The 26129-nt window shown below is 60.1% G+C and carries 32 protein-coding genes and 1 pseudogene; 13 read left to right on the forward strand and 20 right to left on the reverse strand.

From position 1 onward, the window contains the following. Window positions 1–17: 17 nt before the first annotated feature. From ACZ5C7_RS15890 to ACZ5C7_RS15900, 3 genes are all read left to right on the forward strand, one after another. Complete coding sequence (locus ACZ5C7_RS15890) at window positions 18–1121, forward strand: DUF354 domain-containing protein (protein ID WP_464377259.1); 1104 nt, start codon at window positions 18–20, stop codon at window positions 1119–1121. Between the two features lie 131 nt (window positions 1122–1252). Then, window positions 1253–1873, forward strand: coding sequence for a DUF5804 family protein (locus ACZ5C7_RS15895; protein ID WP_464377260.1), 621 nt, complete (start codon window positions 1253–1255; stop codon window positions 1871–1873). Beyond that, on the forward strand, window positions 1870–2757 hold the full coding sequence (locus ACZ5C7_RS15900; RefSeq protein ID WP_464377261.1) for an alpha/beta fold hydrolase: 888 nt from the start codon (window positions 1870–1872) through the stop codon (window positions 2755–2757). The genes ACZ5C7_RS15895 and ACZ5C7_RS15900 overlap by 4 nt, the downstream gene beginning before the upstream one ends. Before the next feature lie 21 nt (window positions 2758–2778). Here the strand turns inward: ACZ5C7_RS15900 and ACZ5C7_RS15905 are convergent, their stop codons facing one another. From ACZ5C7_RS15905 to ACZ5C7_RS15960, 12 genes are all read right to left on the reverse strand, one after another. Then, on the reverse strand, window positions 2779–3546 hold the full coding sequence (locus tag ACZ5C7_RS15905) for a hypothetical protein (protein WP_464377262.1): 768 nt from the start codon (window positions 3544–3546) through the stop codon (window positions 2779–2781). A 101-nt stretch (window positions 3547–3647) separates the two neighbouring features. Beyond that, window positions 3648–4655: a PLP-dependent cysteine synthase family protein gene (locus ACZ5C7_RS15910; RefSeq protein WP_464377263.1), complete on the reverse strand. Its 1008-nt coding sequence runs from the start codon at window positions 4653–4655 to the stop codon at window positions 3648–3650. A gap of 247 nt (window positions 4656–4902) precedes the next feature. Beyond that, window positions 4903–5037 carry a hypothetical protein gene (locus ACZ5C7_RS15915; protein ID WP_464377264.1) on the reverse strand — a complete coding sequence of 45 codons (135 nt, stop codon included), beginning with the start codon at window positions 5035–5037 and terminating at the stop codon, window positions 4903–4905. Window positions 5038–5123: 86 nt separating this feature from the next. Further along, window positions 5124–6365, reverse strand: a complete 1242-nt coding sequence (locus tag ACZ5C7_RS15920; RefSeq protein WP_464377265.1) for a tripartite tricarboxylate transporter permease — start codon at window positions 6363–6365, stop codon at window positions 5124–5126. Between the two features lie 149 nt (window positions 6366–6514). Next, a complete protein-coding gene (rpl12p, locus tag ACZ5C7_RS15925; protein ID WP_464377266.1) occupies window positions 6515–6856 on the reverse strand; it encodes a 50S ribosomal protein P1 in 342 nt (113 codons plus the stop codon). Between the two features lie 14 nt (window positions 6857–6870). Beyond that, a complete protein-coding gene (locus ACZ5C7_RS15930; RefSeq protein WP_464377267.1) occupies window positions 6871–7914 on the reverse strand; it encodes a 50S ribosomal protein L10 in 1044 nt (347 codons plus the stop codon). Between the two features lies 1 nt (window position 7915). After that, window positions 7916–8548, reverse strand: a complete 633-nt coding sequence (locus ACZ5C7_RS15935) for a 50S ribosomal protein L1 (RefSeq protein ID WP_464377268.1) — start codon at window positions 8546–8548, stop codon at window positions 7916–7918. A 185-nt stretch (window positions 8549–8733) separates the two neighbouring features. Then, entirely contained in the window at window positions 8734–9024 is a 291-nt protein-coding gene (locus ACZ5C7_RS15940) for an amphi-Trp domain-containing protein (protein ID WP_464377269.1), read from the reverse strand. A 164-nt stretch (window positions 9025–9188) separates the two neighbouring features. Continuing rightward, window positions 9189–9665 carry a 50S ribosomal protein L11 gene (locus ACZ5C7_RS15945; protein ID WP_283837455.1) on the reverse strand — a complete coding sequence of 159 codons (477 nt, stop codon included), beginning with the start codon at window positions 9663–9665 and terminating at the stop codon, window positions 9189–9191. A gap of 120 nt (window positions 9666–9785) precedes the next feature. Beyond that, entirely contained in the window at window positions 9786–10088 is a 303-nt protein-coding gene (cutA, locus tag ACZ5C7_RS15950; protein WP_464377270.1) for a divalent-cation tolerance protein CutA, read from the reverse strand. Between the two features lie 111 nt (window positions 10089–10199). Next, complete coding sequence (locus ACZ5C7_RS15955; protein ID WP_464377271.1) at window positions 10200–10385, reverse strand: HEWD family protein; 186 nt, start codon at window positions 10383–10385, stop codon at window positions 10200–10202. A 112-nt stretch (window positions 10386–10497) separates the two neighbouring features. After that, entirely contained in the window at window positions 10498–12009 is a 1512-nt protein-coding gene (locus tag ACZ5C7_RS15960) for a phosphoenolpyruvate carboxykinase (ATP) (RefSeq protein ID WP_464377272.1), read from the reverse strand. Window positions 12010–12400: 391 nt separating this feature from the next. On the opposite strand from ACZ5C7_RS15960, the gene ACZ5C7_RS15965 reads away from it, so the two are divergent. Continuing rightward, window positions 12401–13213: an MOSC domain-containing protein gene (locus ACZ5C7_RS15965; RefSeq protein ID WP_464377273.1), complete on the forward strand. Its 813-nt coding sequence runs from the start codon at window positions 12401–12403 to the stop codon at window positions 13211–13213. Between the two features lie 72 nt (window positions 13214–13285). On the opposite strand, the gene ACZ5C7_RS15970 is transcribed toward ACZ5C7_RS15965, so the two are convergent. Next, window positions 13286–13420, reverse strand: a complete 135-nt coding sequence (locus tag ACZ5C7_RS15970) for a rubrerythrin-like domain-containing protein (RefSeq protein WP_464377274.1) — start codon at window positions 13418–13420, stop codon at window positions 13286–13288. Between the two features lie 216 nt (window positions 13421–13636). On the opposite strand from ACZ5C7_RS15970, the gene ACZ5C7_RS15975 reads away from it, so the two are divergent. After that, a complete protein-coding gene (locus tag ACZ5C7_RS15975) occupies window positions 13637–13795 on the forward strand; it encodes a rubrerythrin-like domain-containing protein (protein ID WP_464377275.1) in 159 nt (52 codons plus the stop codon). Window positions 13796–13845: 50 nt separating this feature from the next. Here the strand turns inward: ACZ5C7_RS15975 and ACZ5C7_RS15980 are convergent, their stop codons facing one another. Beyond that, window positions 13846–14319: a hypothetical protein gene (locus ACZ5C7_RS15980; RefSeq protein WP_464377276.1), complete on the reverse strand. Its 474-nt coding sequence runs from the start codon at window positions 14317–14319 to the stop codon at window positions 13846–13848. Window positions 14320–14454: 135 nt separating this feature from the next. Here ACZ5C7_RS15980 and ACZ5C7_RS15985 point away from each other — a divergent pair, with 135 nt between their 5' ends. After that, the gene (locus tag ACZ5C7_RS15985) at window positions 14455–15237 is read left to right on the forward strand and encodes an HAD-IIA family hydrolase (protein ID WP_464377277.1); all 783 of its coding nucleotides are present in this window, start codon (window positions 14455–14457) and stop codon (window positions 15235–15237) included. A gap of 214 nt (window positions 15238–15451) precedes the next feature. Here ACZ5C7_RS15985 and ACZ5C7_RS15990 read toward each other — a convergent pair whose 3' ends face one another. The 3 genes and pseudogenes from ACZ5C7_RS15990 to ACZ5C7_RS16000 all read right to left on the reverse strand — a co-directional run bounded on the left by ACZ5C7_RS15990 (window position 15452) and on the right by ACZ5C7_RS16000 (window position 17028). Next, a complete protein-coding gene (locus ACZ5C7_RS15990; RefSeq protein ID WP_464377278.1) occupies window positions 15452–15949 on the reverse strand; it encodes a hypothetical protein in 498 nt (165 codons plus the stop codon). A 183-nt stretch (window positions 15950–16132) separates the two neighbouring features. Continuing rightward, window positions 16133–16417 (reverse strand): annotated as a pseudogene (locus ACZ5C7_RS15995) (IS5/IS1182 family transposase); the annotation flags it as partial. Between the two features lie 167 nt (window positions 16418–16584). Then, window positions 16585–17028 (reverse strand): acyl-CoA thioesterase, encoded by a 444-nt coding sequence (locus ACZ5C7_RS16000; protein ID WP_464377279.1) that lies wholly within the window; start codon window positions 17026–17028, stop codon window positions 16585–16587. Window positions 17029–17137: 109 nt separating this feature from the next. On the opposite strand from ACZ5C7_RS16000, the gene ACZ5C7_RS16005 reads away from it, so the two are divergent. From ACZ5C7_RS16005 to purM, 3 genes are all read left to right on the forward strand, one after another. Then, the gene (locus tag ACZ5C7_RS16005) at window positions 17138–18913 is read left to right on the forward strand and encodes a TraB/GumN family protein (protein ID WP_464377280.1); all 1776 of its coding nucleotides are present in this window, start codon (window positions 17138–17140) and stop codon (window positions 18911–18913) included. A gap of 22 nt (window positions 18914–18935) precedes the next feature. Beyond that, window positions 18936–19556, forward strand: coding sequence for a zinc metalloprotease (locus ACZ5C7_RS16010; RefSeq protein WP_464377281.1), 621 nt, complete (start codon window positions 18936–18938; stop codon window positions 19554–19556). A gap of 144 nt (window positions 19557–19700) precedes the next feature. After that, entirely contained in the window at window positions 19701–20714 is a 1014-nt protein-coding gene (gene purM / locus ACZ5C7_RS16015) for a phosphoribosylformylglycinamidine cyclo-ligase (RefSeq protein ID WP_464377282.1), read from the forward strand. 34 nt (window positions 20715–20748) lie between these two features. Here the strand turns inward: purM and ACZ5C7_RS16020 are convergent, their stop codons facing one another. Further along, window positions 20749–21303, reverse strand: coding sequence for a macro domain-containing protein (locus ACZ5C7_RS16020; protein WP_464377283.1), 555 nt, complete (start codon window positions 21301–21303; stop codon window positions 20749–20751). 120 nt (window positions 21304–21423) lie between these two features. Between ACZ5C7_RS16020 and ACZ5C7_RS16025 the strand changes: the two genes are divergently transcribed. From ACZ5C7_RS16025 to ACZ5C7_RS16035, 3 genes are all read left to right on the forward strand, one after another. Continuing rightward, a complete protein-coding gene (locus ACZ5C7_RS16025) occupies window positions 21424–21591 on the forward strand; it encodes a hypothetical protein (protein WP_464377284.1) in 168 nt (55 codons plus the stop codon). A 248-nt stretch (window positions 21592–21839) separates the two neighbouring features. Further along, on the forward strand, window positions 21840–22232 hold the full coding sequence (locus tag ACZ5C7_RS16030; RefSeq protein WP_464377285.1) for a hypothetical protein: 393 nt from the start codon (window positions 21840–21842) through the stop codon (window positions 22230–22232). A 300-nt stretch (window positions 22233–22532) separates the two neighbouring features. Beyond that, on the forward strand, window positions 22533–22871 hold the full coding sequence (locus ACZ5C7_RS16035; protein ID WP_464377286.1) for a hypothetical protein: 339 nt from the start codon (window positions 22533–22535) through the stop codon (window positions 22869–22871). A 233-nt stretch (window positions 22872–23104) separates the two neighbouring features. Here the strand turns inward: ACZ5C7_RS16035 and ACZ5C7_RS16040 are convergent, their stop codons facing one another. Together ACZ5C7_RS16040 and dpsA are read right to left on the reverse strand one after the other, a co-directional pair. After that, entirely contained in the window at window positions 23105–23272 is a 168-nt protein-coding gene (locus ACZ5C7_RS16040; protein WP_464377287.1) for a hypothetical protein, read from the reverse strand. Between the two features lie 410 nt (window positions 23273–23682). After that, complete coding sequence (gene dpsA / locus ACZ5C7_RS16045) at window positions 23683–24228, reverse strand: DNA starvation/stationary phase protection protein DpsA (protein ID WP_464377288.1); 546 nt, start codon at window positions 24226–24228, stop codon at window positions 23683–23685. Window positions 24229–24443: 215 nt separating this feature from the next. On the opposite strand from dpsA, the gene ACZ5C7_RS16050 reads away from it, so the two are divergent. Continuing rightward, window positions 24444–25913 carry an aldehyde dehydrogenase family protein gene (locus ACZ5C7_RS16050; protein ID WP_464377289.1) on the forward strand — a complete coding sequence of 490 codons (1470 nt, stop codon included), beginning with the start codon at window positions 24444–24446 and terminating at the stop codon, window positions 25911–25913. The last annotated feature ends 216 nt before the right edge of the window (window positions 25914–26129 follow it).

Raw genomic sequence — 26129 nt, forward strand, 5'->3', positions numbered from 1 at the left:
GTGGCAAGGTCGTCTCGATGCGGATTCTCATCTTCGCGAATACGCCGGCACACGCCCACACGTACAGTAACGCCATCTCTCGGCTCACCGAACGGGGCCACGATGTCCTCGTCCTGGCACGGGAGTATGGATGCACAACGGACCTTCTGGATTTTTTTGGTATCGCATACAGAGTGTACGGGAGCCACGAAACAACTGCATACTCTCACCTCGAGTTCGCACGCGAACTAGGTGGACAACTCGCAGAAATCGCACTCGAAGCGCGGCGGTTTCAGCCGGACGTACTCTTCGGTCGGGGACCGTACGCCGCGTTTTCAGGGACGATTACGTCGGCGAACACGGTACTGATCCTCGACGACGAACCGGGTGATTTCAACCATACCGTCTCTCAGCCGTTCGCCGACGCGATCATTACCCCGCACGTCACGCGGCGAGATCTCGGTTCGAATCACTACACCTTCGACGGGTTCAAAGAGTGTGCATACCTCCATCCGGAGGTCTACGAACCGATTCCGGACATCCGCGATCGGCTCGGGGTCAAGGACGACGAACAGTACGCGATCGTCCGGTTCAACGCGTTCGATGCGCTCCACGATGTCGGTGTGGAGGGGTTTTCGGCAGCACAGCGAAAGGACCTCCTCACCTCGCTTTCGAAAGAAGCGACCGTCTTCGTCTCCGACGAGGCCGGGACGATGGATCTCGAACAATTACCGGCACGCGAGTACGATCTTCATCCCGCGTTGATCCACGATGCGATTCGAGAAGCCAATCTCCTGGTTGCAGACACCGGAACGATCGTCACCGAGGCGGGTCTCCTCGGAACCCCGGCGATTCGCTACGGCGGGACTGAGGACCGAGAGTTCGGCGAATTCGCCGCGCTCGAGAACGCGAGACTGATCGAAGACTGCGATCGATACGACCCCGTCAAGTCACGCGCACTCGAGTTCCTTCGAGACGAAAGCGCTCGCACTCGCCGACGCGAGCGTCGCGACGCCTACGTCGAAGGTCTCGTCAACCTGACGGAACTAATCGTCGACGTCGCCGAAGCCCGCGGAAACGTCGACCGGGTCGTCTCGAATAGCTCCAAACGGCCGCGGACGGCACAGGTTCCGAACCAGTAAGGCGAATCGCTACTCCTCACGCCACGCCGGCGACGAAACTGGCATCGGATCGGTGATTTGGCCCCCGGTGTCGATCGAAACGTGGTCCGGAGGCGAAACCCACATTACCGAGTCCCGCGCACATCCCAACAGTGACCCGCGTCTGTCTCATCGGAGAAGACGGTGTGAACCTCCAGTACGAACTGCTCTCTCGAGAGACATCCAGGGATGCGCTGGCAACGTACGACCTCGAACGCCCGTTCGAGAACGCGCTCGCGGTTCGGACCGTGAGCGTCGGGGCCGCCGTTTCGTTGCTGAACGATTTGCAGTGGTACCTCACGCGGTTCGTCGACGAGTGTCTCGTTCAGGAACCGAGCATCGACGACGAGGAGTGGCTGTCGCGACAGTTGGCCGAACAGCTCCGAAACGGCGATATCGACTCCGAAACGACGGGCGAATTCTGCAAGGTGTACGGCCTCGAGACACCTTCCGCCGGACAGGAAGCTATCGACGGAGCTGAGACACCGCCACGTTCCGAGACAGAAAGCGGTGGAGAACCGGGACCGACTAGACGAACGAGCTCCGATTCCGGCTCAGACGGCGATGCCGACGAAGCGAGTTCAGAACCGCAGGTCACGACAGCGTTCGGACCGAAGCAACTGGTCGAGCCGTTGTACGTTCGCCGTATCGACGGCGACCTCCCCGAGTACGACCTCAGGGACGTCGAAGAAACACTCGTCGTTCGCCTCACCGAATCGGAATTCACCCGATGACGGGCGGCACCGGCGTCACGACCATTTCCGGCGTCGGAGCGAGCGGAAACACGGACGTTCGGCTGAGCTACCGTCGCGCCGGAACGTCCGGCGATCCGGTCGTCTTGCTCCACGGTGGCGGCGTCGACGACGCGACGCTCTCCTGGCGACACGCGATCGACGCGCTCGCCGACGACTACCGAGTGTACGCCCCCAACTGGCCGGGATACGGAGGAAGTACTCCGATCGGCGAGCAGACGATCGACAGCTACGTTTCCATCCTCGAGGGATTCCTCGCCGAAACCGACCTCGATGACGACTCGCCCTCCCTCGTCGGCATCTCGATGGGCGGTGCCGGCGCGCTCGGCTACGCACTCCGGCATCCGAAGAACGTCGACGCACTCGGGCTCGTCGACAGCTACGGCCTCGGACGCCGGATTCCCGGCGGTTCGTTCTTCAAAAGCGCGGCACACGTCCCCGGCGCGAACTCGCTCGGCTGGACGGCGATGAGCGTCTCGAACGAACTCGCGCGACTGGCGCTCGGTAACGTCGTTTCGAACTCCTCGAATCTCGATCCGGCCTTCGTCGACGAGTTTCGATCTCGAGCGAGCGAACGAGGCGCTGGCGAGGCCTTCGAAGCCTTTCAACGAGCGGAACTCACCGCGGATGGCGAGGCTCGGACGGACTTCACCGACGACCTCGAGTCGCTCTCGATTCCGACGCTGCTGGTCCACGGCGTCGACGATCCGCTGTTTCCAGTTCGGTGGTCGAAACGAGCCCACGAACTCCTTCCGAACTCGAGACTCGAAGTCATCGACAACTGCGGCCACTGGGTTCCACGCGAGCGTCCGGGAGAATTCAACGTAATTCTGCAGAGCTTTCTCGAGAACGGTACCGACGACTGATCTTCCCGTCCAACTGAGCGGCTAGCTCGAGTCGTCCCGTTCGAGGTCGGTTTCGTTCCCGCTCGCTCGGTCGGAAGCGGTGGCGGAATCGGAGTCGCCTTCGTCGCCGGATTCGGTGCCGGAACCGGAGTGGCCCTCACTACCGGACTCGGACCCCACGTCGCTGGCGCTGCCGGTGGCGATCCCGGTTCCGTACTCTCTCCCGTCGGCGTCGGTGATCGTCGCGGAAAACGAAGACGGCTGTTCGTCGTCGACCGTCGCTCGGACGAGCGCGCCGACTGCGGTCATCTGTGAGGCGCACATATCACGGTCCGTCTCCTCGTCGGTGACGTCGCCGCGAACCGTCACTGTTTCGTCATCCAGTTCGACAGTTTCGAGCACCAGTTCGTAACAGAGATCCGTCGCGCCGCCCTCGAGCGAAAGTACCCTCGAGTCGTCGAAATCCGTCTCGTCGAGAAACGCCGAAACTTCCTCGTCGTTCTCGAGGCCGCGTTCTCCGGCCCAGCCCTCGGCGTCGGCTTCAGTTCTCAGCAGGTCTGTCTCGGGGTTTTCGGGTCGATCGGGATGCCGGAAGCCGACGGTTTCGTACTCGAGCGGACCGTCGTCTCGGTCGTCTTCGGTGCCGCTGTCTCCATCGTTCGAATCGTCCTCCCCATCGTCCGAGCCGTTGTCGCTCTCGGCCGTCGAGTCGGGTGAAGAGCCCAGTCCGCCGTTATCCAAACAGCCTGCGGTGAGTGCGACCAATCCGATCGAACCGGCGATGACGTGGCGTCTCGAAGGGCGTGACATGATAGGTGACGCTACACTGTTCGCGATTATGTATCTCAGGCTAGCTGAAAAAGTTATTTTATCGACGATCCCCGTTCCGAGTGCCGCCGGTACGACGGCAGTTAGTCGAACAGCCCGGTCGAGAGGTACCGTTCGCCGCTGTCCCAAAAGACAGTCACGACCAGCGGACAGTCGTCGAACTCGCCTAGCCCAGCCCCGCTAAGCGCTCCGCTTCCGTCGGAACGAGTTTCCGGCGACTGTGTCCCCGCCTCGAAGGCGTCGGGTACCTCGGGGCAATTCAGGTCGGGTTCGGCGATGCGTTGTGCAACGCGTTGGGAAACGAGACTCGTCGCGCCGCTGGACTGGCCGACGAGAATTCCCTCCTCGCGGGCGAGTCTTCGACACTCGTCCTCTGCGTCCTCGAGTCGAACCGTTTCCACCGAATCGATCAGGTCCCGATCGAGATTGTCGCTGACGAATCCCGGACCCATTCCCTGAAAGTCGTCGTTTCCGGGTTCGCCCGTCGAGAGAACGGCGTTTCGATCCGGCTCGACGGCGACGATGTCCATGTCTGGAAACTCCTCGCGAAGCCGTCGACCGATGCCCGAGAGCGTCCCGCCGGTGCCGACGCCGGCGACGAGGGCGTCTATTTCCCGTTCGCCGACCTGTTCGACAATCTCTTCACCGGTAGTCTGATAGTGGGCTTTCGGATTGGCCGGGTTCTCGAACTGGCCGAGTTGAATCGCACCCTCGGCCTCGAGTTCGTCCGCGCGTTCGCGGGCATCCTTCATCTCGCCGTCGACGAGTTCGAGATCGGCTCCGTAGGCGGACATGATCCGCCGTCGCTCCTCGGATTTCGAGGCCGGCATCACGATCGTGAGATCGTAGTCTCGAGCGGCACAGACGAGGGAGAGCCCGATACCGGTGTTGCCGCTGGTCGGCTCGACGAGCCGGTCGCCCGGTTCGATCAGTCCCTCGCGCTCGGCCGCTCGCACCATCTCGCGCGCCGGACGGTCCTTGGCCGACCCGCCGGGGTTGAACGATTCGATCTTGGCCGCGATCGTCACACCCTCCGGCGAGTCCACCTGGACGAGCGGCGATCCGATGGTATCCAGGATGCTCCCCTTCATTAAAATCGCGTAGGGAGTCGAGACGTAAACCGGTGCTGGACTTCGGCAGGACGTGCCGGTGTATCGGTCACTCCCAGTTGTACAGCGCGTCCCGAAAGATCTCCCCGGCGTCGGCTTCCGTCACCGGTCGCGGATTACGGAGATTCAAGGAGAAAGCCTCGCCGTTCACGGTGGGGAGGGTGTCAAATCGGAGCAGGCGCTGTTGGGTCTCGACGGTTTGGCTCGCGAGACAGTCGACGTCCTCCTCCTAACCGTTCTCCTCGAAGACATCCTCCGGCGGGTACTCGGCCGCGTCGGACGGATAGAACGCTTGGGAGAATTCCTCGGGCCAGTGACTCTCGAGCGCACCGCAATATGGGACATCGATGGGAGGACCAATCACGGTGATACACCTCGTGCGCTACACCAAAGTACTACATAACCGTTCGTGTAGTTTGGCCCACTGAGAAACGGCCCCATCACCCCGTGTCAGAACCCGATCATCAGCGGCCCGATCAAAACGCCCATCAGGTGAACCCGACGGGTCCGAAGGCGAACTGGAACCATACCAACCCCGGCCGCGACGACGAACACGCCAATTCCGATCACGCCGGTGAAGAGGTACGAAAGGACGAGGAGGAGCCCGAGGACGGCGACCGAAATCTTCCAGTAAGAGAGGCGGCCGACGAACTCGAGGTAGAAGTCTCCGACCACGATCACGAGAACGAAGCCAGCCACGCCGGCGAGCAGGATACTCAGGAGCAATATTGGCAACTCGAGCGGCGCATTCGCGTTTTCGAAGGCGACCATCACCCCCGTTCGGGGTTGTCCGATCGCGACGAGCGCAAAGAGGGCAAAAATCGAGTTTGCGGTATCGACGCCGCTCGTCGCGACGATGTACCCCCGGTCGCCCGATTCGCCCGGAACGAGGACGAGCACGGCGACGGCCGCGATCGCCGCGGAGATACCGGGAATGTAGCCGACGACGGCTCCAGCGAACGCGCCCGCGAGCGCGGTCAGCCCGACCAACCGACGCGACAGTCGAATCTCCCCATCGCGCTGGTGCGGCACCCCGCCGCCGCGGATGGCGTCGATCAGGACGGGCGCGCCGAACAGTCCCGCGAACAGCGGCGCGAGCATCCCACCAGCCTCGAGGGGCGAGTCCGGCTCGAGATCGAGCGTGAGCCCGCCGAGCGCGGCCGCGAGCGTAAAGGAGAGTATCGCGCCGAAACGGCGTTTCCAGGTGTACTCCGAGGCAATCAGTGCAACCACGACCATCGCAAGCACGAGCGGAAGATTCGAACGGATCGTCGGATAGGCTGCGGTGACGCCCCAGGTGATCGGAAGCGCGAGAGGAACGGCCGCGATCACGGCGAGGATACTCCCGAGAGCAGAGAGTCGAATCGCCTCGTAGCCGCGCCCGTCCATCACCATTCGGTGGGCCGGGAGCGCGGTGATCGCCATCTCCGCGTCGGGAACGCCGAGCGCCATCGCCGGAACCGCGTTGACGAACGTGTGGACAACCCCCGCCGCGAGCATCGCACAGCCGACGAACAGCGGTGGCCCGGGGATCGAAGGAGCGACCCCCGCAAGCAATAACGCGAAATTGTTCGCGTGCAATCCCGGAACCAGGCCGCTACAACTTCCGAGTACGACCCCCGCGAGGATCCAACCGACTAGCTGAGCCGAAAGCGCTGGATCCGTGAGCAACTCGAGAGCGAGAGCGGCCATGCCCGGTCTGGCCGCGGGATCGGTTATCAACTCTCGGTCGACAAGAACGGAGCAAACCTCGGACGACGAGCAAAAATTCCGCGACGCGGAGCCGAGGCTACTGCGTTATCGCTGAAAGAAAGGTCTGGTTTGAATCGTCTCGAGACGAGTTATCCGAAGAGTTCGCCGAGACCTTCGCCGCCGTCGCCTTCGTCTTCGTCGTCGTCCTCATCGTCGGCACCTGCATCGGCGTCGCCGCCCTCGTCAGCGGCCTCCTCGTCTCCGCCTTCGTCAGCGCCGCCTTCCGCTGCGGCTGCGCCGCCCGCGGCAGGAACTGCGGCGGCCTCGTCGACGGCCTCGTCGATGTCGACGTCCTCGAGTGCGGCGACGAGCGCCTTGACTCGGGATTCTTCGACATCGACGCCGGCTGCGTCGAGCACGTCCGTCAGGTTGTCTTCGTTGATCTCTTCGTCCGTTTCGTTCAGGATGAGTGCAGCGTATACGTATTCCATTGTTGTAACCTCTATTAACCGAACATTTCGCCGAGCCCTTCGCCGCCACCGGAATCGTCATCGTCGTCTTCGTCGTCCGCTTCGTCTTCGGTGTCAGCGTCGGACTCCTCGTCTTGATCGTCAGCCGATTCGTCTTCGTCGGGCACCGCCTGCGTGGCAGCCGGTGCCTCGACACCCTGGAGTTCCTCCGGAAGCGCCTCTTCGTCCTCGATCTGGGCGGCGAGCGCACGAAGCTGTGCGTCCGCCTTGCTCACGAGGTCGTCGGCGAGATCCGGCGACTCGATCGACGCCTGCAGGCCGAGGCTCTTTGCCTCGCCCGTCGCCTTCGCGATGAGCGTCGGTGCGGTCGACTCGGTCGGGAACGTCGCGTTGACCGCGAGGTTCCGTGCGCGAGCGGCCGCGGTGGCCACGTCGCTCTCGTAGGCTTCGATGTCGATGTCGAGATCCTCGGGATCGAACTGAACGCCCTCGGCGACGACCGAACGAAGGTCGAGACCGACCTCCTTCGGCTCGATACCGAGTTCGTTGAGAACGTTCGAGAGGTCTGCCGAGACTTCCCCTCCGGCCTCGAGGACCGTCGAGTCCTCCATGACCTGAATCGAGCCGTCCTCGATGCGGGCGTTCGCGCCGATGCTCTGGAGTTCGCCGACGAACGGCCCGGGATCGACACCGGTGTCACCCTCCGGGATGACGATGTCGTTCGGGGCGACCTCGCCCTCGTTGATCGGGGCGGGCGTCTTCGACGCCTCGAGTTCCTTGTACAGTGCGAACGGATTGCTATCCGTCGCGACCAGCCCGACCTGTCCCTCAATATGAGAAACGAGTTCGTCGAGTCCGGCTTCCTCGAGTGCGTGGGTCTGAAGCGTGTTTCGGCTGACGCGGACCACGGCGGTGCCGTGGAGTCCGCGGCGCATATCCTGGAGCTGTTTGCTTGGAATGCCGGCGATACCGACGACGCCAACGCTCTCGTAGCTCTCGATGATCTCCGAGAGTTCGGCGACCTCCTCTTCTTTCCACTGTGGAAGGTTCTCAGTTTTGCGCTCGGCTTCTGCGCTCATCTCAGGCCACCTCCACAGACGGGCCCATCGTCGTCTTCAGGAAGACTGAATCGATGTTCTGTGGACCCTTTTCGAGGTCGGCGTGCAGTCGGCGAAGGATAACGTCGACGTTGTCGGCGATATCCTCTGCTTCCATATCTTCGGCACCGACGCGCGTGTGGAACGTACGTCGGTCCCGAGAGCGAATCTGAACCGTGTTTTTGAGTCTGTTGACGGTCTCGACGACATCCTGGTCGTGCGAGAGCGGGTCCGGCATCTTCCCTCGCGGACCGAGGATGGTCCCGAGGTGCCGTGCGATATCTTGCATCATCGCCTCTTCGGCGATGAAGAAGTCCGTCTTGTCTGCGAGGTCTTTGGCCTCGTCGTCGTCCAGATCGGCCACGTCGTCGCCCGAGAGAACGTCGTCCGCGACTTCTTCGGCGCGGACTGCAGTTTCTCCCTCAGCGATGACGATAATCTGAGTTTCTTGGCCGGTTCCGGACGGCAAGACGACGGACTCGTCGACACGATTCGACGGTTCGTCTAGGTCTAGGTCGCGCAAGTTCACTGCGAGGTCGACCGTTTCGGTAAAGTTCCGATCCGGTGAGTCCTCGAGCGCTCGAGCGACTGCTGTTTCAATATCCGAGTTTGCCATCGTTCACCTCCGTAGTACGCAGGGATGCTCCTACGGGTCAGTGAAACAGGCGAAGCCTGTCTCCTTTGAGAACAGTCCCATGACGAACTTAAACCCGTCGAACCGCGCTCTCGCGGGACCACGGCGGTATGAGAGTCTATTCCACGGCGTTCGGTTCGCGAGTCGGTCCGTCAGGTTCGCCGGAACTACTCCTCGAACTCCTCCGATTCGGGAAGCGGATCTTCGTTCTCGGTTCGCATCCACTCGAGTTCGAATTCGATACTGCGTTCGACGCCATCGTCTTCCGGTTCGTCCTCGAGTTCGACCTCGAACTCGAGCGAATCGGGCGGGTCGATCGAAACGGCATCGTCGCCGATTTCGACGTCGAACCCGTCGGACTCGCGCAAGCTTTCGGCGAACGTCTCGAGGTGCGTTGCGATGTCTTCGCGTGAAAGCGTCCCTTCGTACTCGATTTCCGTCTCGTCTTCGTCGCTCATGGATTCATCTTCCGGTTGGAGACGAATAATCGACGCACCTGAACTTGCCAGCATCTGTAACGTGTCCGCTCGAGAGACTGACCAAACACTCGAGAGCCGACACACAGACGACTATCGAACTGAAAACAACGAAAATCCGCGGAGCTCGGTCGCGAGCTCGGGAGTTATTCGACGAGGACGTCGTCGTACTCGCCGTCGTCGACTTTCGCCTTGAACTCGCGGGCATCGTCGCCTTCGATGGTGACGCCCATCGAGGCGCAGGTGCCGACGACCTCTTTGGCGGCGTTTTTCGTATCGTAAGCGAGCAGGTCCGGATGTTTCTGCTCTGCGATTGTCTTGACCTGATCGACGGAGATGTCGGCGACGAAATCGACCTGCGGTTCGCCGCTTCCCGTCTCGAAACCGGCCTCGTCTTTGACGAGCGCGGCCGTCGGTGGCACACCGACGTCGATCGAGTAGGAGCCGTCCTCCTCGTACTCGACGGTTACGGGTACTTCGGTGCCGTCGAACGCTTCTGTCTGTTCGTTGATGTCGTTGACGACCGCCTGTACGTCGACGGGCGTCGGTCCGAGCTCGGGACCGAGCGGTGGGCCAGGGTTCGCCTGGCCACCCGGAACGAGCACTTCGATGGTTCCAGCCATACCCCAATCAATCCTCGCTCGAGTTTTAAGGGTTGCTTTTTCGGGCAGTCCGATCCTGGGACTGTCTGACAGGGCTCGAACGGAACGGATCCGCTCCGCGCTGGCGTGCCCGGTTGGCGGCTAGTCGACGTTCTCCGCTCGCCACGTCGCAAACGACTCGAGAACGTGGTCCTCGTCGAATCGTTCGATGCAGGGCACCTCGTGGGGATGGAGTTCCTGAACGCGGGCGAGGAGCTCGTCGTACGCATCCTCGGTCGTCTTCGCGAGCAAGATTACCTCCTCGTCCCGATGCACCTCACCCTTCCAGCGGTAAACGGATTCCGAGGACAACTGGTTCACGCAGGCGACGAGACGCTCCTCAAGTAGCGTTTCCGAAATCTCTGCGGCTGCGTCCGGCGGCGACGTAATGTAGACTGTCGGCACGATAGCCGACTACGTTCGAGTCAGAGAAAAGCGTTCACGCTTCGAGCTCGGCTGTGGCTCCGTCGCCGTTCGAGATCCGGTTCGAGTTCGGCGGCGGGTCCGGCAATCGAATTAGTTTCCGCGGATCGGATTGAACGCGCCGTTGATGTCCCACTCGTGGAGACAGTGCGGATTGCCGATCTGTTTTTTGCCGTCTTCGATTGCGAGCTGCCAGGCCTCGAGGTTCTCGTCCCACTGTTCGCCGCGACCACACCGCTCGCAGACGCGGGCGGTCGGGGTTCGAAGTTCGACGCTCATTAGCGGCTATGAGAACTCAACGCATATAATCGTGACTGTGTTCGGCAAACACTGCGCGAATCATCGAACGTTCGTGATAGATGGCAGCGCGACTCGAAAAGAGATGACCGGGTCAGTAAACTGCGTCGACGATTTCCTCGCGAAGTTCGTCGAACTCCTCGAGGTACGCACGACGGTCGGCGCGAAGCTCCGAGAGCGCATCGTCGTAGTCGTCGACGTGATCCGGAACGTAGTACTCCTCGATATCGAGCCCCGGAACGGTTTCGGGAATCGTCAGTCCCGTTTGCTCGTCGTCGGTCCAGTCGATGGTCCCGCGAGCGACTTCGGTGAGGACGGTCACGGACTCGGTGACGCCGATATCCTTCGACTCGTTGCCGAGATAGCCCGTGTTGATCACGTAGCAGTCGACGTCGAGCGTCTCGATCAGGTCCTGGAAGACGTTGCCTTCCTCACCCTCGGGTCCGATGATGAAGGGGTTGGTTCCGACGACGCGGATCGATTCGCCCGCTCGAGACGGATCACCGGCGCTCGTTTCGATCGATTCGCCGAGCATGAACGCGACTGCGGCCTGATCGGTGTCGAGTTTCGCGACCGGCGGCATCAGCGGATTTCGCGTGATGAAAAAGACCTGATCCATCCGGTCTAAGTCGATTTCGTCGTCCGCGCTCTCGAGTTCCTCGCGCTGGACGACCGCCCGGGAGTTGGACGTATAGCGGGGGTCGTCGAAGTCGACCGTTCCGTCGTCGTCGACGGCGACGTTCTCGAGGACGGCCGAGTCGTCAGTTGCGGCCTCGTAGAGACCGGGCTGTTCGTCGGGATCGAGGCCGATCGTCTTGATGAACAGCCCCTCTCCTTCGCTTCCGGCGACCGATCCGTCGGGCAGGAGTGCACAGACATCGTCCTGCAGCATCACCGCGTTTTCGGGGTCCTCGAGCCAACAGCCGTGGGAGGTTAGGGTCGACTTACCCGTCGCGGAGAGGCCCATGAAGACCTGTCCGACGATTCGGAGATCGTCGTCTTCGTCGCGGACGCGAACGCGCTTGCTCCCGGCGTGAAGGCCGAGTCCGCCGCGTTCTTTGGCTCGGCGCATGAACAGGCGGAGGAACGACTTCTTGGCCTCGCCGAGATAATCGGTGCCGAGGACGGCGGTGAACCCGTCGTCGGGCAAGACACGGATTGCCCGCTCGTCGTGATCGGGGAGCTGAACGGTCGAGAAATCAGGATCGCGGCCGTCGGTCGGCTCGAACAGTTTGGCCCAGGCGAGCGCGATTCGAGCGTGTTCAACCGGCACGAATAATCGACAGCAAAACGTCGCGTCGGGATGGCGACCGAGTAGTCGGTCGACACAAAGCACTTCGCGCTCGCTGGCGATATCGACGGCTTCGGCGAGCAGGTCGTAATCGTCGTCTGAAAACTCGCTATCGATCGCGTTTTTCGTCCGGTCCGAGCTTCGAGAACGGAACTCGCTGACGTACGAGGGCGACCCGTATTCGGTCGTCGTCTCGTCGGGGCCCGCGAGTTCGCGCAGTTCCTCGAGTGACGGGTTGTATCGAACGTTCGACGCCGTCGACGGATCGGGAAGCTGTCTGACCAGCGGACGGGACTCCGTCCCGGTTTCGGACATATACATGATCAACCAACTTCCTGATGCATAAACCCGGAGGTTTCTGAATGCAGTGTGTCACAACCTACCCTAATTGGACCTGTCATTTGGGAGTTGTTACCGATTTATGGGTTCAACTAGTCGGATCCTGTTTTGAGAATATATAGTCATAGTACTGGTAAGTATGAGGATTTACTCGAGACAGAAATAAGATCTTTTTCCCACGCAATCGAGACGTTCACATCCGAGCGGAGAGGATGCTCGATCCAGTTCGCAGGAGTCGTAGCCATCGACCTTCCTGCGAACCGGACGAACGTTGTCTACCTGCGGGCCGTTTCACGCGACTCGAGGCGAGATCAGCGAACATAGGTAATAGGTACTGATTTCACGGATGATCGTATTAGTACAGCCAATGGCTCAACTCGAGCAAATACACGTCTACCCCGTCAAATCACTGGATGGAACGGCGGTAGAAGCGGCGACGATTCGGGAAAACGGAGGCCTCGAGTGGGACCGTCGTTACGCAATCGTCGACGAGAACGGAAACTACGTCAACGGCAAGCGGGAGCGACAAGTCCACGGATTGCATGCGGAGTACGACCTCGAGCGCAAGACAATTTCAGTCCGGGAGCACGGTACCGACGACAGCTTTACGTTTCACTTGGAAGTCGATCGCCACGATTTCAGTTCGTGGCTGACGTGCTATTTCGGCTACACCGTCGAAGTCGTCCGCGCCGACGAAGGAGGATACCCAGACGATACCGACGCATCGGGACCGACGGTTATCAGTACCGAAACCATCGAGACCGTCGCATCGTGGTTCGAGGGCATCGACGCCGCAGAGATGCGTCGGCGGCTCCGACCGAACCTCGAGATTAGTGGCGTCGAACCGTTCTGGGAGGATCGACTCTACGATCGACCGGGAACGGTCGTGCCGTTCGAAATCGGCTCGAGTACGATCAACGGCGTCAACCCGTGCCAACGATGCGTCGTTCCGACACGAGACCCGGATACGGGAGCGCAAACGGAGGGCTTTCAGAATCGGTTCGTCGAACGGCGCGAAGCGACGCTTCCGGAGTGGGCGAATCCAGCGTGGTTCGATCACTACTTCCGGCTGATGGTTAACACACGGGTCCCCGAAACTGTCTGGGGGAACCGCCTCGTAACCGGCGAGTCGATTACGGCTGGCAAACCGGAAGCGGATTCGGCTCCAACGACATCTTGAGGGCTGTTGAAAACGCGTTGGCATTATACCGTCTCATCGCTGAGAACGCTCGAGCCATCTTTTCGTCGCCGATCAATACGTTTGGATCGGATCCACGTTTCGCATGTCGCCACCACACCGGTGACACTCACTGAGAAGTGCGTCGTCAACCGTCTCTCGTCGCCCGCACCTGAGACACTCGTACTCGAGTTGGATAGGCCGGGACATACGTCATTGTAATTATTGCTTAGTGTTAACTCTTTCCACACCCAGGACTACTCGAGTCGCGATCGATCCGAATTCGAACCGACCCTACCGCGGACCGGATCGAAATTATGGACGGTCGTCCACTATATTACGCCATATTATCGGAATTTATTGTTCAATCGTCCACCGAAGTACACCCACACAACGCTTTTGGGCCAACTCACTCGCTCGTACAGTATGGTCTATACAGATCCGTACACGCCGAACGAGAACAGGAAGAACAGGAGAACGTACGAGTGTCGAGCCTGCGGACACCGAGAAACGACGTCGAGTTCGATCGGGTTCTGTCCGAAGTGCCACGGTGCGGTGTTGAACATCGGCGTCACTCGAGAGTGAGAACCGTCGGGCGATCGTTCGCGAATCGAGCGCTCGCGAACGGGAACCGATCAGTCGAAATCGGGAAGGTCTTCCGGCGGTTCGTACTGGGCTTCCCAGTCGATGTATTCCTCTTTTAGCAAGACGGAAACGATCTGCCCGAACTCCGTGAGCTCCGCGTTGATCGACGAGACGGTTCCCCACGAATCGAGCTCGGGATGATACTCGCGCGCCTGCCAGTCCTCGGCGATACCCGGCGCGTGATAGCCGACTCGATCGGCGAAATCGTCCCAGAAGAAATCGAACTCGACGAAGAGGTCGAGGTCACGAGCGATCCCGAACTCGCGTTCGTCCAGATCCGTGTCCTCGAGCCACTCGTCGAAGGCTTCCTCCCACGCTCCCTCCTCGAGGAACCCCTGTAGTTCCTCGCGGCGGTAGTCGATATCAGTTTCGTCCTCTCCGGCGCTGATCGTCGCATCATCGTACTCGTTCGGATCGACGAACGACAACTCAGGCGGATCCGGCGGTTCGACCTCGAGTCCCATAGCTCGTCTTTCGGTTCGTCCCCGGATAAGAATTCCCACCTCGAGTCCGCGTCGCGCGTTTCCGGCTCGAGACGGAACTGACGCGCGAAACCGGAACCCGAAAACTCAACCCGCGAACGCCCCTTCACCGGGATAATGACTGCTTTCGAGGCTGCGATTCTCGACGTCGACGGAACGATCGTGCGCGGCGAGGAGTTGATACCCGGTGCGATCGATGGCCTCCGCGCCCTCGAGAACGAGGGAATCGACAGGGTGCTTTTTTCGAACAACCCGACCAGAGGTGCAGCACATTACGGAGCGAAACTCGAACCACACGGGCTTGACATCGCGTCGGAATCGGTTCTCACGTCCGCACTCGTTTCGGCCGAATATCTGCAAACGAATCACCCGGACGAGTCCATCTTTCTGGTCGGTGACGACCGATTGCGGGCCATTCTCGAGGATCACGACCTTTCGGTAACCGAAGAGCCCGACGAGAGCGATGTCGTTCTCGGGTCGTTCGACCGGGAGTTTTCCTACGGGACGATTTGGAAATCACTCCGAGCGCTCGAGGGGGACACCCCGTTTTACGGGACAGATCCCGACGTCACGATTCCGACAGAGGACGGGAAAATCCCCGGCTCGGGGACCATTCTCGCTGCGATGGAAGCCGTCGCCGGTCGCGAACCGGACGCGATTCTAGGAAAACCATCGAAGCTTGCGGCCGAAACCGCGATCTCACGACTCGAAACGCCCCCGGAACGTACGCTCGTGGTCGGCGACCGTCTCAACACCGATATCGAACTCGGAAACCGGGCCGGAATGACGACGGCCGTCGTCCTCACCGGGGTGACCGAACGAAGCGACCTCGAGAATTCGACTGTCGAACCGGATTACGTTCTCGAGTCCCTCGGCGATATCGCGGAGTTGTTGGCTTAATCCGGTCTCGTCTCGCAATCCCTGAAGCGAAACCGGAGTCGGGCCGCCGATAAACGGCGTCCGAAAACAGAGTAAGTCAGCTTCGTTGCAATCCTCTTCTTCGGCCAGGTATCTCCGCTAAACGGCCGGTCATTGAGAGTTGCGTATTGTGTGACGGTCCTTCTATTAGCGAAACGTGAATCGAAACGATTGGATGAAAAGAGTACTTACTATACTACGCTGTCCGATCTACGAGAGTAATACTGCTAGATTCGCTCTCAAGGCCGCTCGTAACCCATTCGACTCGTTCTACGGTGTGAGTGATATGATAATACAGATCGGCTCTCGATCCTTCCCTCAATTGATAGTTTTCGTCGGTTGATGTGATCGTTTTTGCTGGAGACGGAGTATGCACATGAATTCCAACCATGGAACCGGTATATCCATTTGCATCTACTTGCGTTCCCCGAAAGAAATCCCTGGATTCGACTTCCCCAGACTTTACAAGGATATCGACAATCACCCAGGCCTCCTCTTCTCGTCCAATAGCGTCCAATAGTTCCCCCGCAAGATCTTCTGTTACCTCCGTTTCTATTCGGTCCGTTGTGGGGTTCCACGTTCGATATTCGATTTCGGTTGAATCTTGAGTTATGAGGCCGAGGCAACCGGTTGTTGATATCGGCAGCATCAATCCTATACCCCGCAATACATCTCGTCGTTCACGGAGGGCCATACTACAACCTTATAAATTAATCTGTTAAATCTATCTATGAGTGATACATACCCGTATATATTGTGAGACTGTTCTGATTTAAAAATCGACTGCAGAATATATTCGCTGTCCCCGACACCCATACTTGGCAATTATCAGTGAAGTTGGTCGCTGCCCCGTTTCCTACTTGACCCGTATTAATCGTTAGAGTGCTTGGTCAAAGTTATGACCAACACACGCAAGAGTAACCTCACGAAACAGTTTCCACCAGCGTCGTGAACGCACAAACGCACCGTATTTTCGCTTGAGTCGAGAATTGACCGTTTCGCTTTGACTCCGTTGCCCGTAACGTTCGGAATTCAATCGTACATTCCACGCTTTGTGAAAGTGACGAGAACGTCCGAAGGTTGATAAGCGGACGAATCTCTTTCTCTCGGGCCGTTGTCGAATCTGTCGATCGTCATATCCCTTCTCTCCAAGAAGAACATCGAAGTGAAATGCTTGCTCGGTAAACCGAGGTAACTGCGACTTTATGAGTCTGCATCCGCTCACACTATCGATTGGATCTGTAATTCACCACGGATTTTAACGGAGCCAATGAGTTGCAAATAGGGTAATAACGGCTTCGACTCGGTGAGAGCAGTGTCGGAATCGAACTAGTTGCCGTTTTCGCCCGCGAGCGCCTTCTTCCGAAGGCGCTCGCCTTCCTCCGTGTCGACCGTCAGTTCGGGGACGGACGTCGGCGCTTCGTCCTCGTCGATAGCCACGTACACGAAGTAGGATTCGGTCGTTTTCTCTCGCTCGTGCGTTCGGAGGTCTTCGCGCTCGGTGACGATCCGAACCTTCACGCTCGAGGATCCGACGTCGTAGACGTACGCGGTGATAAACGCCGTATCCCCCACCGGGATCGGGCGTTCGAAGTCCATTCGATCGACGCGCGCGGTCACGCAGGTTTCGCCGGCGAATCGCATCGCCGCCATCGCCCCGACCTCGTCCATCCACTTCATTACGTTCCCGCCGTGGGTGACGTCGAGCATGTTCGCGTGGTGGGGTTGGACCATCTCGCGGTTTTCCACCACGGTCTCGAGGAGATCAGTCATCGGTCGGTGTTTTCCGACGAGTGCAATCAATCTCTCGACACGCCACGAGGGGCGTGCCTGACTCACACGGTTCGATACTGGTAAAAGTCGGGCCCGAGTTGGTCCGGTAATGAGCGATGCAGGTGACGTCGACGTTCCCGACCCTTCGGATCCGCCCGAACGTGAGAACGGATCCGTCCAAGTTCTGGGGACGGCTCACGTTTCCCAGGCGAGCGTCGACGAAGTCGAGGAGACGATCGAACAGGAGTCTCCCGATATGGTCGCCGTCGAACTCGATGAGGGGCGCTACCGGCAGATGCAAGGTGGTACGCCCGACGATATCGAGGCAGAGGACCTCCTTTCGGGTAACACCGTCTTTCAGTTTCTCGCATATTGGATGCTTTCGTACGTCCAGTCTCGCCTCGGAGATCAGTTCGATATCGAACCGGGCGCGGATATGCGAGCCGCGATCGACGCGGCCGAAGCGAACGACCACGGTGTCGCACTCGTCGACCGGGACATTCAGATAACGATCCAGCGGTTCTGGGCTCGATTATCGTTTACGGAGAAGCTCAAAATGGTCGGCGGACTGGCACTCGGGGTAACGGATCCTCGGACGCTCGGAATCACCTTTGGTGCCGTCGCCGGCGCATTCCTCGGGTTCATATTTGCGGCGTTTCTCGCCCCGTTTTTCGGATTTGGAGACCTTCTTATGCTCGGAATCACCGAGCAAGCGACCTTACAGTACGTCGGTGCCGTCGGCGGCGGAACGCTCGTCGGCGGACTGGTCGGTCTGCTCTTTCTCCCATCGCTGGATAATGCGGGTTCCACCTCGAGCGGAATCCTCAACGGCTTCTCGATTCGGGTTCTCGCCGGTATCGTGCTCGGACTCGCCGGCGCCGTCGCACTCGTCGCAACCGAGACGTTCGTCGGCCCGGCGTCCGCCGCGACGTTCGAAAGTGTCGGGACCTATTCGATACGGGGAGGGATCGGTATTATCGCCGGACTCGGACTCGGTGTCCTCGTCGGCGGCGTCGTCGGTATCGTACTCGACGCACTGACGGCTGATGTCGAAGACGTAGACGAGATAGACATCGAGGAGATGACCGACGGCGACGTGGTCGCCGCGATGATGGAGGAGTTCCGACGCTTTAGCCCCGGCGGTGCTGAAGCGTTGATCGACGAACGCGACGCCTACATCGCGCACAATCTCCACGCGCTCTCGAATCAGGGCTACGACGTTCTCGCCGTCGTCGGTGCAGGACACAAAGCGGGTATCGATAAGTACCTCGAGAACCCCGACTCGCTGCCGCCGCTCGAGTCGATTACGGGAACGGATTCCGGACGCCGATTTTCGGTCGTCAAGCTCTTTGGCTATCTCGTGATGACGGTCTTCATCGGCTTTTTCTTCCTGTTGATCATGGCCGGTGTTCAGGATACCTTCCTGCTCCAACTCTTTGCCGCCTGGTTCCTTTTCAACGGCATCTTCGCGTTCACGCTGGCCCGGCTCGCCGGGGCGCGCTGGACCAGTGCCGGCGTCGGCGGTTCGGTCGCCTGGCTCACCAGCATCAATCCGTTGCTCGCTCCGGGCTGGTTCGCCGGCTACGTCGAACTCAAACACCGACCGGTCAACGTTCGCGACATCCAGATGCTCAACGAGATCGTCGGCGACACGGAACGGCCGCTCGGCGAAGCCGTCGAAGAGATGTTCGACGTGCCGCTGTTCCGGCTCATCATGATCGTCGCGTTAACGAATGTCGGGAGCCTGATCGCAACTCTGTTGTTCCCGCTGGTCGTTCTGCCGTGGCTGGCTGGCCCCGAAATCGGCGGCGTCGACGCGCTGTTCGACGAACTCCTCCGCGGTGCCCGCAACACGCTCGAGCTTCTGTGGGGGATTTTCGCATGAGCCTTGTCGAGGTGAGCGATCGATGAGCTACCGAACCAAGCCGGAATTGAGCTTTAGCGACAAGGAGTTGATCGACCTCGCTATCGCCTGGATCGTCTTGAGCGTCGCATTCGCACTGATATTGAGCCCGATTCATCGAGGTATCGGGACGACAGGAACGTTCGTCATGATGATCGCGTTGAGTTTCGTAACCGTCGGGGTCGGGTTCCTCTGTCACGAACTCGCCCACAAGGTCGTCGCGATTCGGTACGGCCAGGTTGCCGAGTTTCGGGCGGACTACCAGATGCTCTTTCTGGCGGTTATGAGTGCCCTGATTGGGTTCCTGTTCGCCGCGCCGGGGGCGGTCTATCACGCCGGTCAAATCACCGAACGCGAGAACGCGATGATTGCGGTCGCCGGGCCGTTGACCAATCACGGTTTGGCGCTCCTGTTCTTCCCGCTGTTGTTCGTTCCGGGACTCTCCATCGTCGGACACATGGGAGTCCTCATCAACCTCTTTCTGGCCGCGTTCAACATGATCCCGTTCGGTCCCCTCGACGGCAAGTCCGTCTGGAACTGGAGCAAGCCCGTTTTCGCCGCCGTGTTCCTCGTGAGCGTGGGCCTGCTGGCCGGATTTCTCATGGTATTCGGCATCGGGTTCTGATGATGTTCTGCCTTGAGGCTGCAGACGACTCCATCACGTTGCTTGCGTTCTCGCGCCTCAGTTGACTGACCGACTTTTCGAACCACTCGAGTTCCGACGCTGTGGACCGGTGGGCTTTTAGATTGTCCGGGAGGTCCTTCAGATATGACCGACCAGACGGACGGAACCGATTCAGACTCGGAGGGCGGCAAATCCGAGGGGCTCACGTACGCCGAAACGGGCGTCGACATCGAGGCGAGCGAGGACGCCACTGCGGCGTTGCTCGAGGCCTTCGGCAGCGACCTGACGACGGAGTACGCGGGACTGATCGACATCGGCGATCGATACCTCGCGCTGGCGACCGACGGCGTCGGAACGAAGTTGCTCGTCGCCGAGGCCGTCGAGGACTTCTCGACGATCGGAATCGACTGTATCGCGATGAACGTCAACGACCTCGTCGCCGCGGGCGTCGAGCCGACGGCGTTCGTCGACTATCTCGCGATCGACGAACCCGACGACGAGATCACCAACGAAATCGGCGAGGGACTCGCGGTCGGCCTCGAGCAGGCCGACCTCACTCTTCTGGGCGGCGAAACTGCGGTGATGCCCGAGGTCGTCTCCGGATTCGATCTGGCGGGCACCTGCGTCGGCCTCGCGGACAAAGACGCGATCTTCGAGGGCGAGGCGGCCGTCGGCGACGTGCTCGTCGGTTTTCCCTCGAACGGGATCCACTCGAACGGCCTCACGCTCGCACGCGAGGCCGTAACACGCGAACACGAGTACACCGACGCGTTCCCGCTGGACCCCGAGGTAACGATCGGCGAGGAACTCCTTCGGCCGACGCGGATCTACACGGACTTACTCGAGCCGATGGTCGAAAACGGCGTGCGAGCGGCGGCTCACATCACGGGCGGGGGGTGGACGAACCTCCTTCGGATGGGCGAGAACCGCTACGTCGTCGACGAGCCGCTTCCGGCACAGCAAATATTCGAGTTCGTTCAGACCAAAGGAGCGGTCGCCGACGAGGAGATGCACCGCACGTTCAACATGGGCACGGGATTCGTCGTCGCCGTCCCGTCCGAACGAGCCGATTCGCTGGTCGAAAAGACGGACGGGGAAATTATCGGGCGAGTAGAAGACGGCGACAGCGTCGAAATTCGCGGGCTGTCGCTGTCCTAAGTCGGTATCGAATCCGTTCTCGGGGTTCGCTCGCCTACCGGTCCGCCTCGCTTTCGGCGTGGGATTCGGGACTCGGAGCGTCCTCGTCCGAACGGTCGTCGACCACGGTTCGGATCGCATCGTACTCCTCGTCACTGTAGGCGATAAACCGGACGTCCTCGAGGGTCTCTGGATCGTACTCGGCCAGTTCTTCCGCGATGATCCTCGCGCCGTCCTCGAGATCGAATCCCGCGACGCCACAGCCCAGAGCCGGGAGCACGAGCGACTGACACGCGAGGTCGTCGGCCGTCTCGAGGGCGTTTCGCGTGGCGTCTCGGATGCTCTCCTCGGTCGCTTTCCCGTCACCGTAATGTGGCATCGCAGCCGCGTGGAGAACGTACTCGGCGTCGAGATCGTACGCGTCGGTCACGGCCGCTTCGCCGAGATCGATCGGGCCGTTCTCCTTCGCTTCCTGATTGAGTCCTTCGCCGCCGGCCTCGCGCAGCGAGCCCGCGACGCCGGACCCCATCTCGAGGCTCGTTCCCGCGGCGTTGACCAGCGCGTCCGCGGACTGTTCGGCGATGTCTCCCTGAACGATATCGTACTCCATACGTGCGACGACGGGAGCCAGTCGTTTGAAAGTGAACCACGCGAATCCAATTTCGTTTCAGAGAACTGGTCTTAGGCCGACCAAAACCTTTTTAGATTTAGGCCCACCTAACTCCACGTAATGGACGCCCCCGTCCCGGAACAGGATACTGACCTCGAGGAACCACGAGACGAGTCGACGACGATCATCTCGGCGCACGAACCGCGACCCGGAAAGTTGGTCGTGACCGAGCGAAACAACACCGACGGCTGGATCGCCTGCGATGCGGCCGTCGATCTCGAGCCCTAAGTCTCGGACATCGTTCGTTGTGTGCCCGGTCGCATCAACAGCGAGTGCGATGAGTTGATGGGTTCTCGAGGTATTTTGGGGCGTCTCGAGTCTCTTTTGCCTCCGCGTTCTGTGAATGCGTCTGTTCGATTCTCGAGGGTCTGGTGTGGTCGGCAAGCACAGATTAAACACGCGCCGTGCGGGTATCACACGAAGCTGATTAGTAGCTCTTCCACGAAGTATTTAGTCAGCTGATTTATAATAGGGACATGGAACGTCGTCATCTTCTTGTATCAGCAATTGTGGGGAGTGCTTGCTCACTTTCAGGATGTGTGGGCCAGCAGTTGCCGGAAACCCCCGACGAAGGGACTCTCTGGATACGAAATCAAACTAACACTGAGCAAGTTATTGAAGTCGATATTACAGATGAACGTAGTGCTGTCGTTCTATCCGAAGAGTACGAACTCTCTCCCGAGGAATCCGACAATTCACACACCCGAGAAACGGGAGTAGTGAGCCTGAACGAGACATATCCCGTGGAGGCCACTACAGCCGACCACGACGCTAACTACAAATGGGAGGTCTCGGAAGGGACTGGAATCCTCTACGTCGTCATCGAAGACGAAGAACTCTCATTTGTCCCAGAGCCGTTTGAGGGATGACTGCGTTCAGTTCGCACATAGATAACCTCTTCGAGGCGACATTATTCCTCGCCGAAAACAGTAGTTATATGACAATACAGGGCGTAATGTCAAATGGAAGCCACACACTCCGCGGCAAGGGGGCGTTCGTATTGAAATGCCCCGGGTGGTGCAACACCCGAGACGTGGCTTCCAAACCCGAGTGGGTTTGTCAACCATGTCCGGATTGCTTCTCCGCGGGCTTAAACATCCCGTCCGACAGACGAATCGAAGTCGAACAATCGCCGCCCTCGCTCACGCGCCTGGAGGTGAATCTGAGCGATGACCCCGCCAACGGATGACCTGGTCGTGGACATCGTTCGGACCCTCGAGAAACAGGGAGTTCCTCGAGATTCCTACCAGCTCGCCAGCGAGTTCGATCCCGAGGCGCTCGCCCGATTGATCGACTCCGGCGGACGTTCGGTCGAAGTTCGCCTCGAGGTTCGTGGCGTCTCGCTCGTCGTGACGAATCTGGGCGTTCGAGCGACCGACGAGGGACTCTCGGCTCGTCCCGAGTGTCCGAACTGTGGACTCCCGGTATCCGCCGTCGTTCAGCTCGTTCCGGATCGCCACAACGCCTACCCCTGTGGGTGTCGGGTTCGGGGCGATTTGCTCGAGTAGGATTTTGAGTCCCGAACCATCATTGTGGATGCTCGAGCCAGCGAGTATCTCGTTGTCGACCTTGTACGAATTATTCACGGATAGATTCATGCCGAACTGTATTGCAATTGCAGTCTCAGAAAGCCCCCGGCACGCTCGAGTCGGGAGGCTCGCTGCGCGCCTCACTTCATTCGGTGCTTGTTTCGGAAGACTCGCCGTGCTCGTCTTCCGGCGTTCGCCTCATTCCATTCGGCTCACCGTCGCCTGCCTTCCTCGAGCGTGCCAGCCCCTTTCAATCCCACCCACAGCGCCTCTTCCTCCCCAGCCGACTCGTTCGCTCCTTTCAGTCCGCTCACTCGCCCCTCACACAATATGGACGACGCACCCTCGCAAAGCTCGAGTGCGTCCCCAGCGCGCGCCACGGTCGGAGCTTCGAGGTCCGCAGGACCTTGAGGCGAGCAGCGAAGCCGCGAAGCGCGGTTCGAGCATTGCGAGAACCGTGCTCCTCGGGGAAGGCAGGCTGAAAACTGTTCCTGGCGTCCACGCGAGCGAAGCGGGTGTGGGCTCGGAAGTCGCAGCCCGCGCAGCGAAGCGAGCAGGAACGCCTTCAGGCAGACTGAAAGGGCGAAGCGGACGCGGTTCGGGGCGAGCAAAGCGAGTGAGAAAACCGATCGCGCCCGCGAGCCCGCTGCGGGCTTTCAAAATCGTGCTTGACCCAACAGCTGCAGCTAAGTGCTGTGTAAAATTCGAATGCTCACTATAACAGTGTTTTCCGATGGAAAATATTCGACACCGAAACTGGATGCGACCGTCGCACTGTGCAGCCGACTGCTTAGTGGGTCGCTTCCTCGAGGACCAGCGTGTCGTCCTCGAGGTAGTGTTCGAAGTGGTGGGCGTCGTCCTCGACCTCGACGAGGATTTCGCGGAGGATCTCCGCCGACGCGTAATCGCCGAGGTTTTCGGCGAGTTCGATGCTGTCGCGCATCGATTCGATGATGTCGCCGTAGATTTCGAGATCGTTCTGGAACATCGTCCGGACGTCGTAGACGTCCTCACCTTCGAACTCGACGGTCGCGCGCTGCTCGAGGTTCGTCGGGCCCGAAACTGGCACGCCGCCGAGAGCCTGGGCGCGCTCTGCGATGTGGTCTGCGCCTTCTTCGGCGTGTTCGTAGGCTTCCTCGAGGAAGACGTGGAGTTCGAGGAATTCCGCACCCTCGACGACCCAGTGGTGTTTCTTGAGCTGGTGATACAGGACGTACGCGTTCGCGAGCTCCGTGTTCAGCGCGTCGACGACCTGTTCGGCCTTTTCACGGTCAAGGCGAAGTTCGTTCTCCTCGACGTGATCTGCCTGCTGTCGGACGGTCTTTTGGGTGCTCATCTCAGTTTGTACTACACGAGCATTCGCCTTAAAGGTTTCCCTGCAATGAACTTTTCTTTGTTTACCGAAAACTTATGTTCTTTGTATACGGCAAGTGGTTGGCCGATCGTCGTTTCGATTCAGCATAGCTCCACTCGTAGCTGACTGTAACGGACAGATTACCGTTTTTTCACCCTTGAGTAAATATTTTCAAGGTGGAGTTCGTACTAGCGCCTATGGCAACGAGAACAGCACAGCGGACGGAGCGAATCTACGTCGACGGGGAGTGGCTCGAGACGGGAGAAACCCTTTCCGTCTCCGACCTCGCCGACGGCGGTACGTTCGCGAAAGTCGCCGCAGCAGGCCCGACACAAGCCCGCGCTGCACTGGCAGCGGCACACGAAATCAAACCGGAGATGCGCCAGACGACCGTCGTCGAGCGCGCGAAGTGGTGTGAAGCGATCGCTGAAGGACTCCGCAATCGCGAGGAGGAACTCGCCGAAATTATCGTTCGCGAAGCCGGAAAGCCGATTTCCTCGGCGCGCGGGGAAGTCGGATCGGCCGCGGAGCGATTCGACCGGGCGGCCGAAGAAGCTCGCAACATCGTGAGCAAAGGAGAGTTCCGCGAAGGATCGACCGAGGGTCACGAGGGCTGGCAAGCGATCGTCAAGCACGAACCGATTGGCTCCGTCCTCTGTATCACGCCCTACAACTATCCGCTGGCGACGACCGCACTCCAGGTCGCCCCGGCGCTCGCGGCAGGAAATAGCGTCTTGCTCAAACCCGCGAGCAAGACGCCGATTTCGGCGGCGATCCTCGCAAACGTCATCGCGGATGTCGACGGCATACCCGACGGCGCGTTCAACTTCGTCCCCGGCGAAGCCAGCGACATCGGCGACGTTCTCTCGGGCGACGACCGCATCAACGCGATCGCGATGACCGGTTCGTCGGGAGCCGGCAAACACGTCGCGGGCGAAAGCGGGATGGTCAATCTCCACATGGAACTCGGCGGAAACGCCCCCGCGATCGTCTTCGACGACGCCGAACTCGAGGAGGTCGCCGGTGCCTGCACCTCTGGCTCGCTCAAGTACGCCGGACAGCGGTGTTCGGCGATCTCTCGGATTCTCGTCCAGGAAGACGCCCACGACGAGCTCGTCGAACAGATCGACTACAACATGAGCACGTGGCAGGCGGGAGACCTCTTCGACGAGGACACCGCCTTCGGCCCGCTCATTTCCGAAGAGCAGGCCGAATGGGTCGAGGAGCTCGTCGAAGACGCCGTCGAGAAAGGTGCGGACCTCGTTCGAGGCGGCAGTCGACACGCGCCAGACGGGGTTCCGGACGAACTCGGCAGCCAGTTCTTCGAACCGACGCTTCTGGCGAACGTCCCCCACGACGCTCGTCTCATCGACGAAGAGCAGTTCGGTCCGGTCGCCGTCGTGACGACCTTCGACGACCGCGAGGAGGCGCTCGAGATCGCAAACGGGTCCGACCTCGCGCTCGACGCCGCGGTGTTTACGAGCGACTACAACCGCGCGATGGACGTTGCAGAGCGCGTCGACGCCGGCGGCGTTCGGATCAACGGCGCTCCGAGCCACGGCCTTGGAGACGTTCCGTTCGGCGGCAACAAGGACTCGGGAATCGGACGCGAAGGTCTCGACGCATCGATTCACGAGATGATGCGCAAGAAGAGTATCGTCCTCTGAACGCGATGAACCAGCCGCGACCGCTGTCGCTGTCTCGAGCCCGAGAAGGAGCTCGAGCCGTCTCGTAATCGGTTTGGCCGTCTGATTTTGGTTGGTCGACGTTCATACTGTCGGCCAGAAGTCAACACGAAGTCGGTCACGAATTCGCGGCCGTCTCCACCGGTGACGGCCGCAACGGAGCGACCGATCTTCACGTCGTTCTGTCTGATAGTATCA

This window comes from Halostagnicola alkaliphila, assembly GCF_055379965.1.

What these genes read in the sequence shown, in the direction of transcription:
- ACZ5C7_RS15935 (WP_464377268.1), bottom strand. Translation starts at nt 8,548, where the DNA reads ATGGCAAACTCGGATATTGAAACAGCAGTCGCTCGAGCGCTCGAGGAC.
- ACZ5C7_RS15900 (WP_464377261.1), top strand. Translation starts at nt 1,870, where the DNA reads ATGACGGGCGGCACCGGCGTCACGACCATTTCCGGCGTCGGAGCGAGC.
- ACZ5C7_RS15985 (WP_464377277.1), top strand. Translation starts at nt 14,455, where the DNA reads ATGACTGCTTTCGAGGCTGCGATTCTCGACGTCGACGGAACGATCGTG.
- ACZ5C7_RS16050 (WP_464377289.1), top strand. Translation starts at nt 24,444, where the DNA reads ATGGCAACGAGAACAGCACAGCGGACGGAGCGAATCTACGTCGACGGG.
- ACZ5C7_RS16035 (WP_464377286.1), top strand. Translation starts at nt 22,533, where the DNA reads ATGACCCCGCCAACGGATGACCTGGTCGTGGACATCGTTCGGACCCTC.
- dpsA (WP_464377288.1), bottom strand. Translation starts at nt 24,228, where the DNA reads ATGAGCACCCAAAAGACCGTCCGACAGCAGGCAGATCACGTCGAGGAG.
- ACZ5C7_RS15890 (WP_464377259.1), top strand. Translation starts at nt 18, where the DNA reads ATGCGGATTCTCATCTTCGCGAATACGCCGGCACACGCCCACACGTAC.
- ACZ5C7_RS16025 (WP_464377284.1), top strand. Translation starts at nt 21,424, where the DNA reads ATGGACGCCCCCGTCCCGGAACAGGATACTGACCTCGAGGAACCACGA.
- ACZ5C7_RS15955 (WP_464377271.1), bottom strand. Translation starts at nt 10,385, where the DNA reads ATGAGCGTCGAACTTCGAACCCCGACCGCCCGCGTCTGCGAGCGGTGT.
- ACZ5C7_RS16020 (WP_464377283.1), bottom strand. Translation starts at nt 21,303, where the DNA reads ATGGAGTACGATATCGTTCAGGGAGACATCGCCGAACAGTCCGCGGAC.
- ACZ5C7_RS16005 (WP_464377280.1), top strand. Translation starts at nt 17,138, where the DNA reads ATGAGCGATGCAGGTGACGTCGACGTTCCCGACCCTTCGGATCCGCCC.
- ACZ5C7_RS15920 (WP_464377265.1), bottom strand. Translation starts at nt 6,365, where the DNA reads ATGGCCGCTCTCGCTCTCGAGTTGCTCACGGATCCAGCGCTTTCGGCT.
- ACZ5C7_RS15980 (WP_464377276.1), bottom strand. Translation starts at nt 14,319, where the DNA reads ATGGGACTCGAGGTCGAACCGCCGGATCCGCCTGAGTTGTCGTTCGTC.
- ACZ5C7_RS15930 (WP_464377267.1), bottom strand. Translation starts at nt 7,914, where the DNA reads ATGAGCGCAGAAGCCGAGCGCAAAACTGAGAACCTTCCACAGTGGAAA.
- ACZ5C7_RS15975 (WP_464377275.1), top strand. Translation starts at nt 13,637, where the DNA reads ATGGTCTATACAGATCCGTACACGCCGAACGAGAACAGGAAGAACAGG.
- ACZ5C7_RS15945 (WP_283837455.1), bottom strand. Translation starts at nt 9,665, where the DNA reads ATGGCTGGAACCATCGAAGTGCTCGTTCCGGGTGGCCAGGCGAACCCT.
- purM (WP_464377282.1), top strand. Translation starts at nt 19,701, where the DNA reads ATGACCGACCAGACGGACGGAACCGATTCAGACTCGGAGGGCGGCAAA.
- ACZ5C7_RS15965 (WP_464377273.1), top strand. Translation starts at nt 12,401, where the DNA reads ATGGCTCAACTCGAGCAAATACACGTCTACCCCGTCAAATCACTGGAT.
- ACZ5C7_RS15970 (WP_464377274.1), bottom strand. Translation starts at nt 13,420, where the DNA reads ATGTCCCGGCCTATCCAACTCGAGTACGAGTGTCTCAGGTGCGGGCGA.
- ACZ5C7_RS15910 (WP_464377263.1), bottom strand. Translation starts at nt 4,655, where the DNA reads ATGAAGGGGAGCATCCTGGATACCATCGGATCGCCGCTCGTCCAGGTG.
- ACZ5C7_RS16010 (WP_464377281.1), top strand. Translation starts at nt 18,936, where the DNA reads ATGAGCTACCGAACCAAGCCGGAATTGAGCTTTAGCGACAAGGAGTTG.
- ACZ5C7_RS15940 (WP_464377269.1), bottom strand. Translation starts at nt 9,024, where the DNA reads ATGAGCGACGAAGACGAGACGGAAATCGAGTACGAAGGGACGCTTTCA.
- ACZ5C7_RS15960 (WP_464377272.1), bottom strand. Translation starts at nt 12,009, where the DNA reads ATGTCCGAAACCGGGACGGAGTCCCGTCCGCTGGTCAGACAGCTTCCC.
- ACZ5C7_RS16030 (WP_464377285.1), top strand. Translation starts at nt 21,840, where the DNA reads ATGGAACGTCGTCATCTTCTTGTATCAGCAATTGTGGGGAGTGCTTGC.
- ACZ5C7_RS16000 (WP_464377279.1), bottom strand. Translation starts at nt 17,028, where the DNA reads ATGACTGATCTCCTCGAGACCGTGGTGGAAAACCGCGAGATGGTCCAA.
- ACZ5C7_RS15990 (WP_464377278.1), bottom strand. Translation starts at nt 15,949, where the DNA reads ATGGCCCTCCGTGAACGACGAGATGTATTGCGGGGTATAGGATTGATG.
- rpl12p (WP_464377266.1), bottom strand. Translation starts at nt 6,856, where the DNA reads ATGGAATACGTATACGCTGCACTCATCCTGAACGAAACGGACGAAGAG.
- ACZ5C7_RS15905 (WP_464377262.1), bottom strand. Translation starts at nt 3,546, where the DNA reads ATGTCACGCCCTTCGAGACGCCACGTCATCGCCGGTTCGATCGGATTG.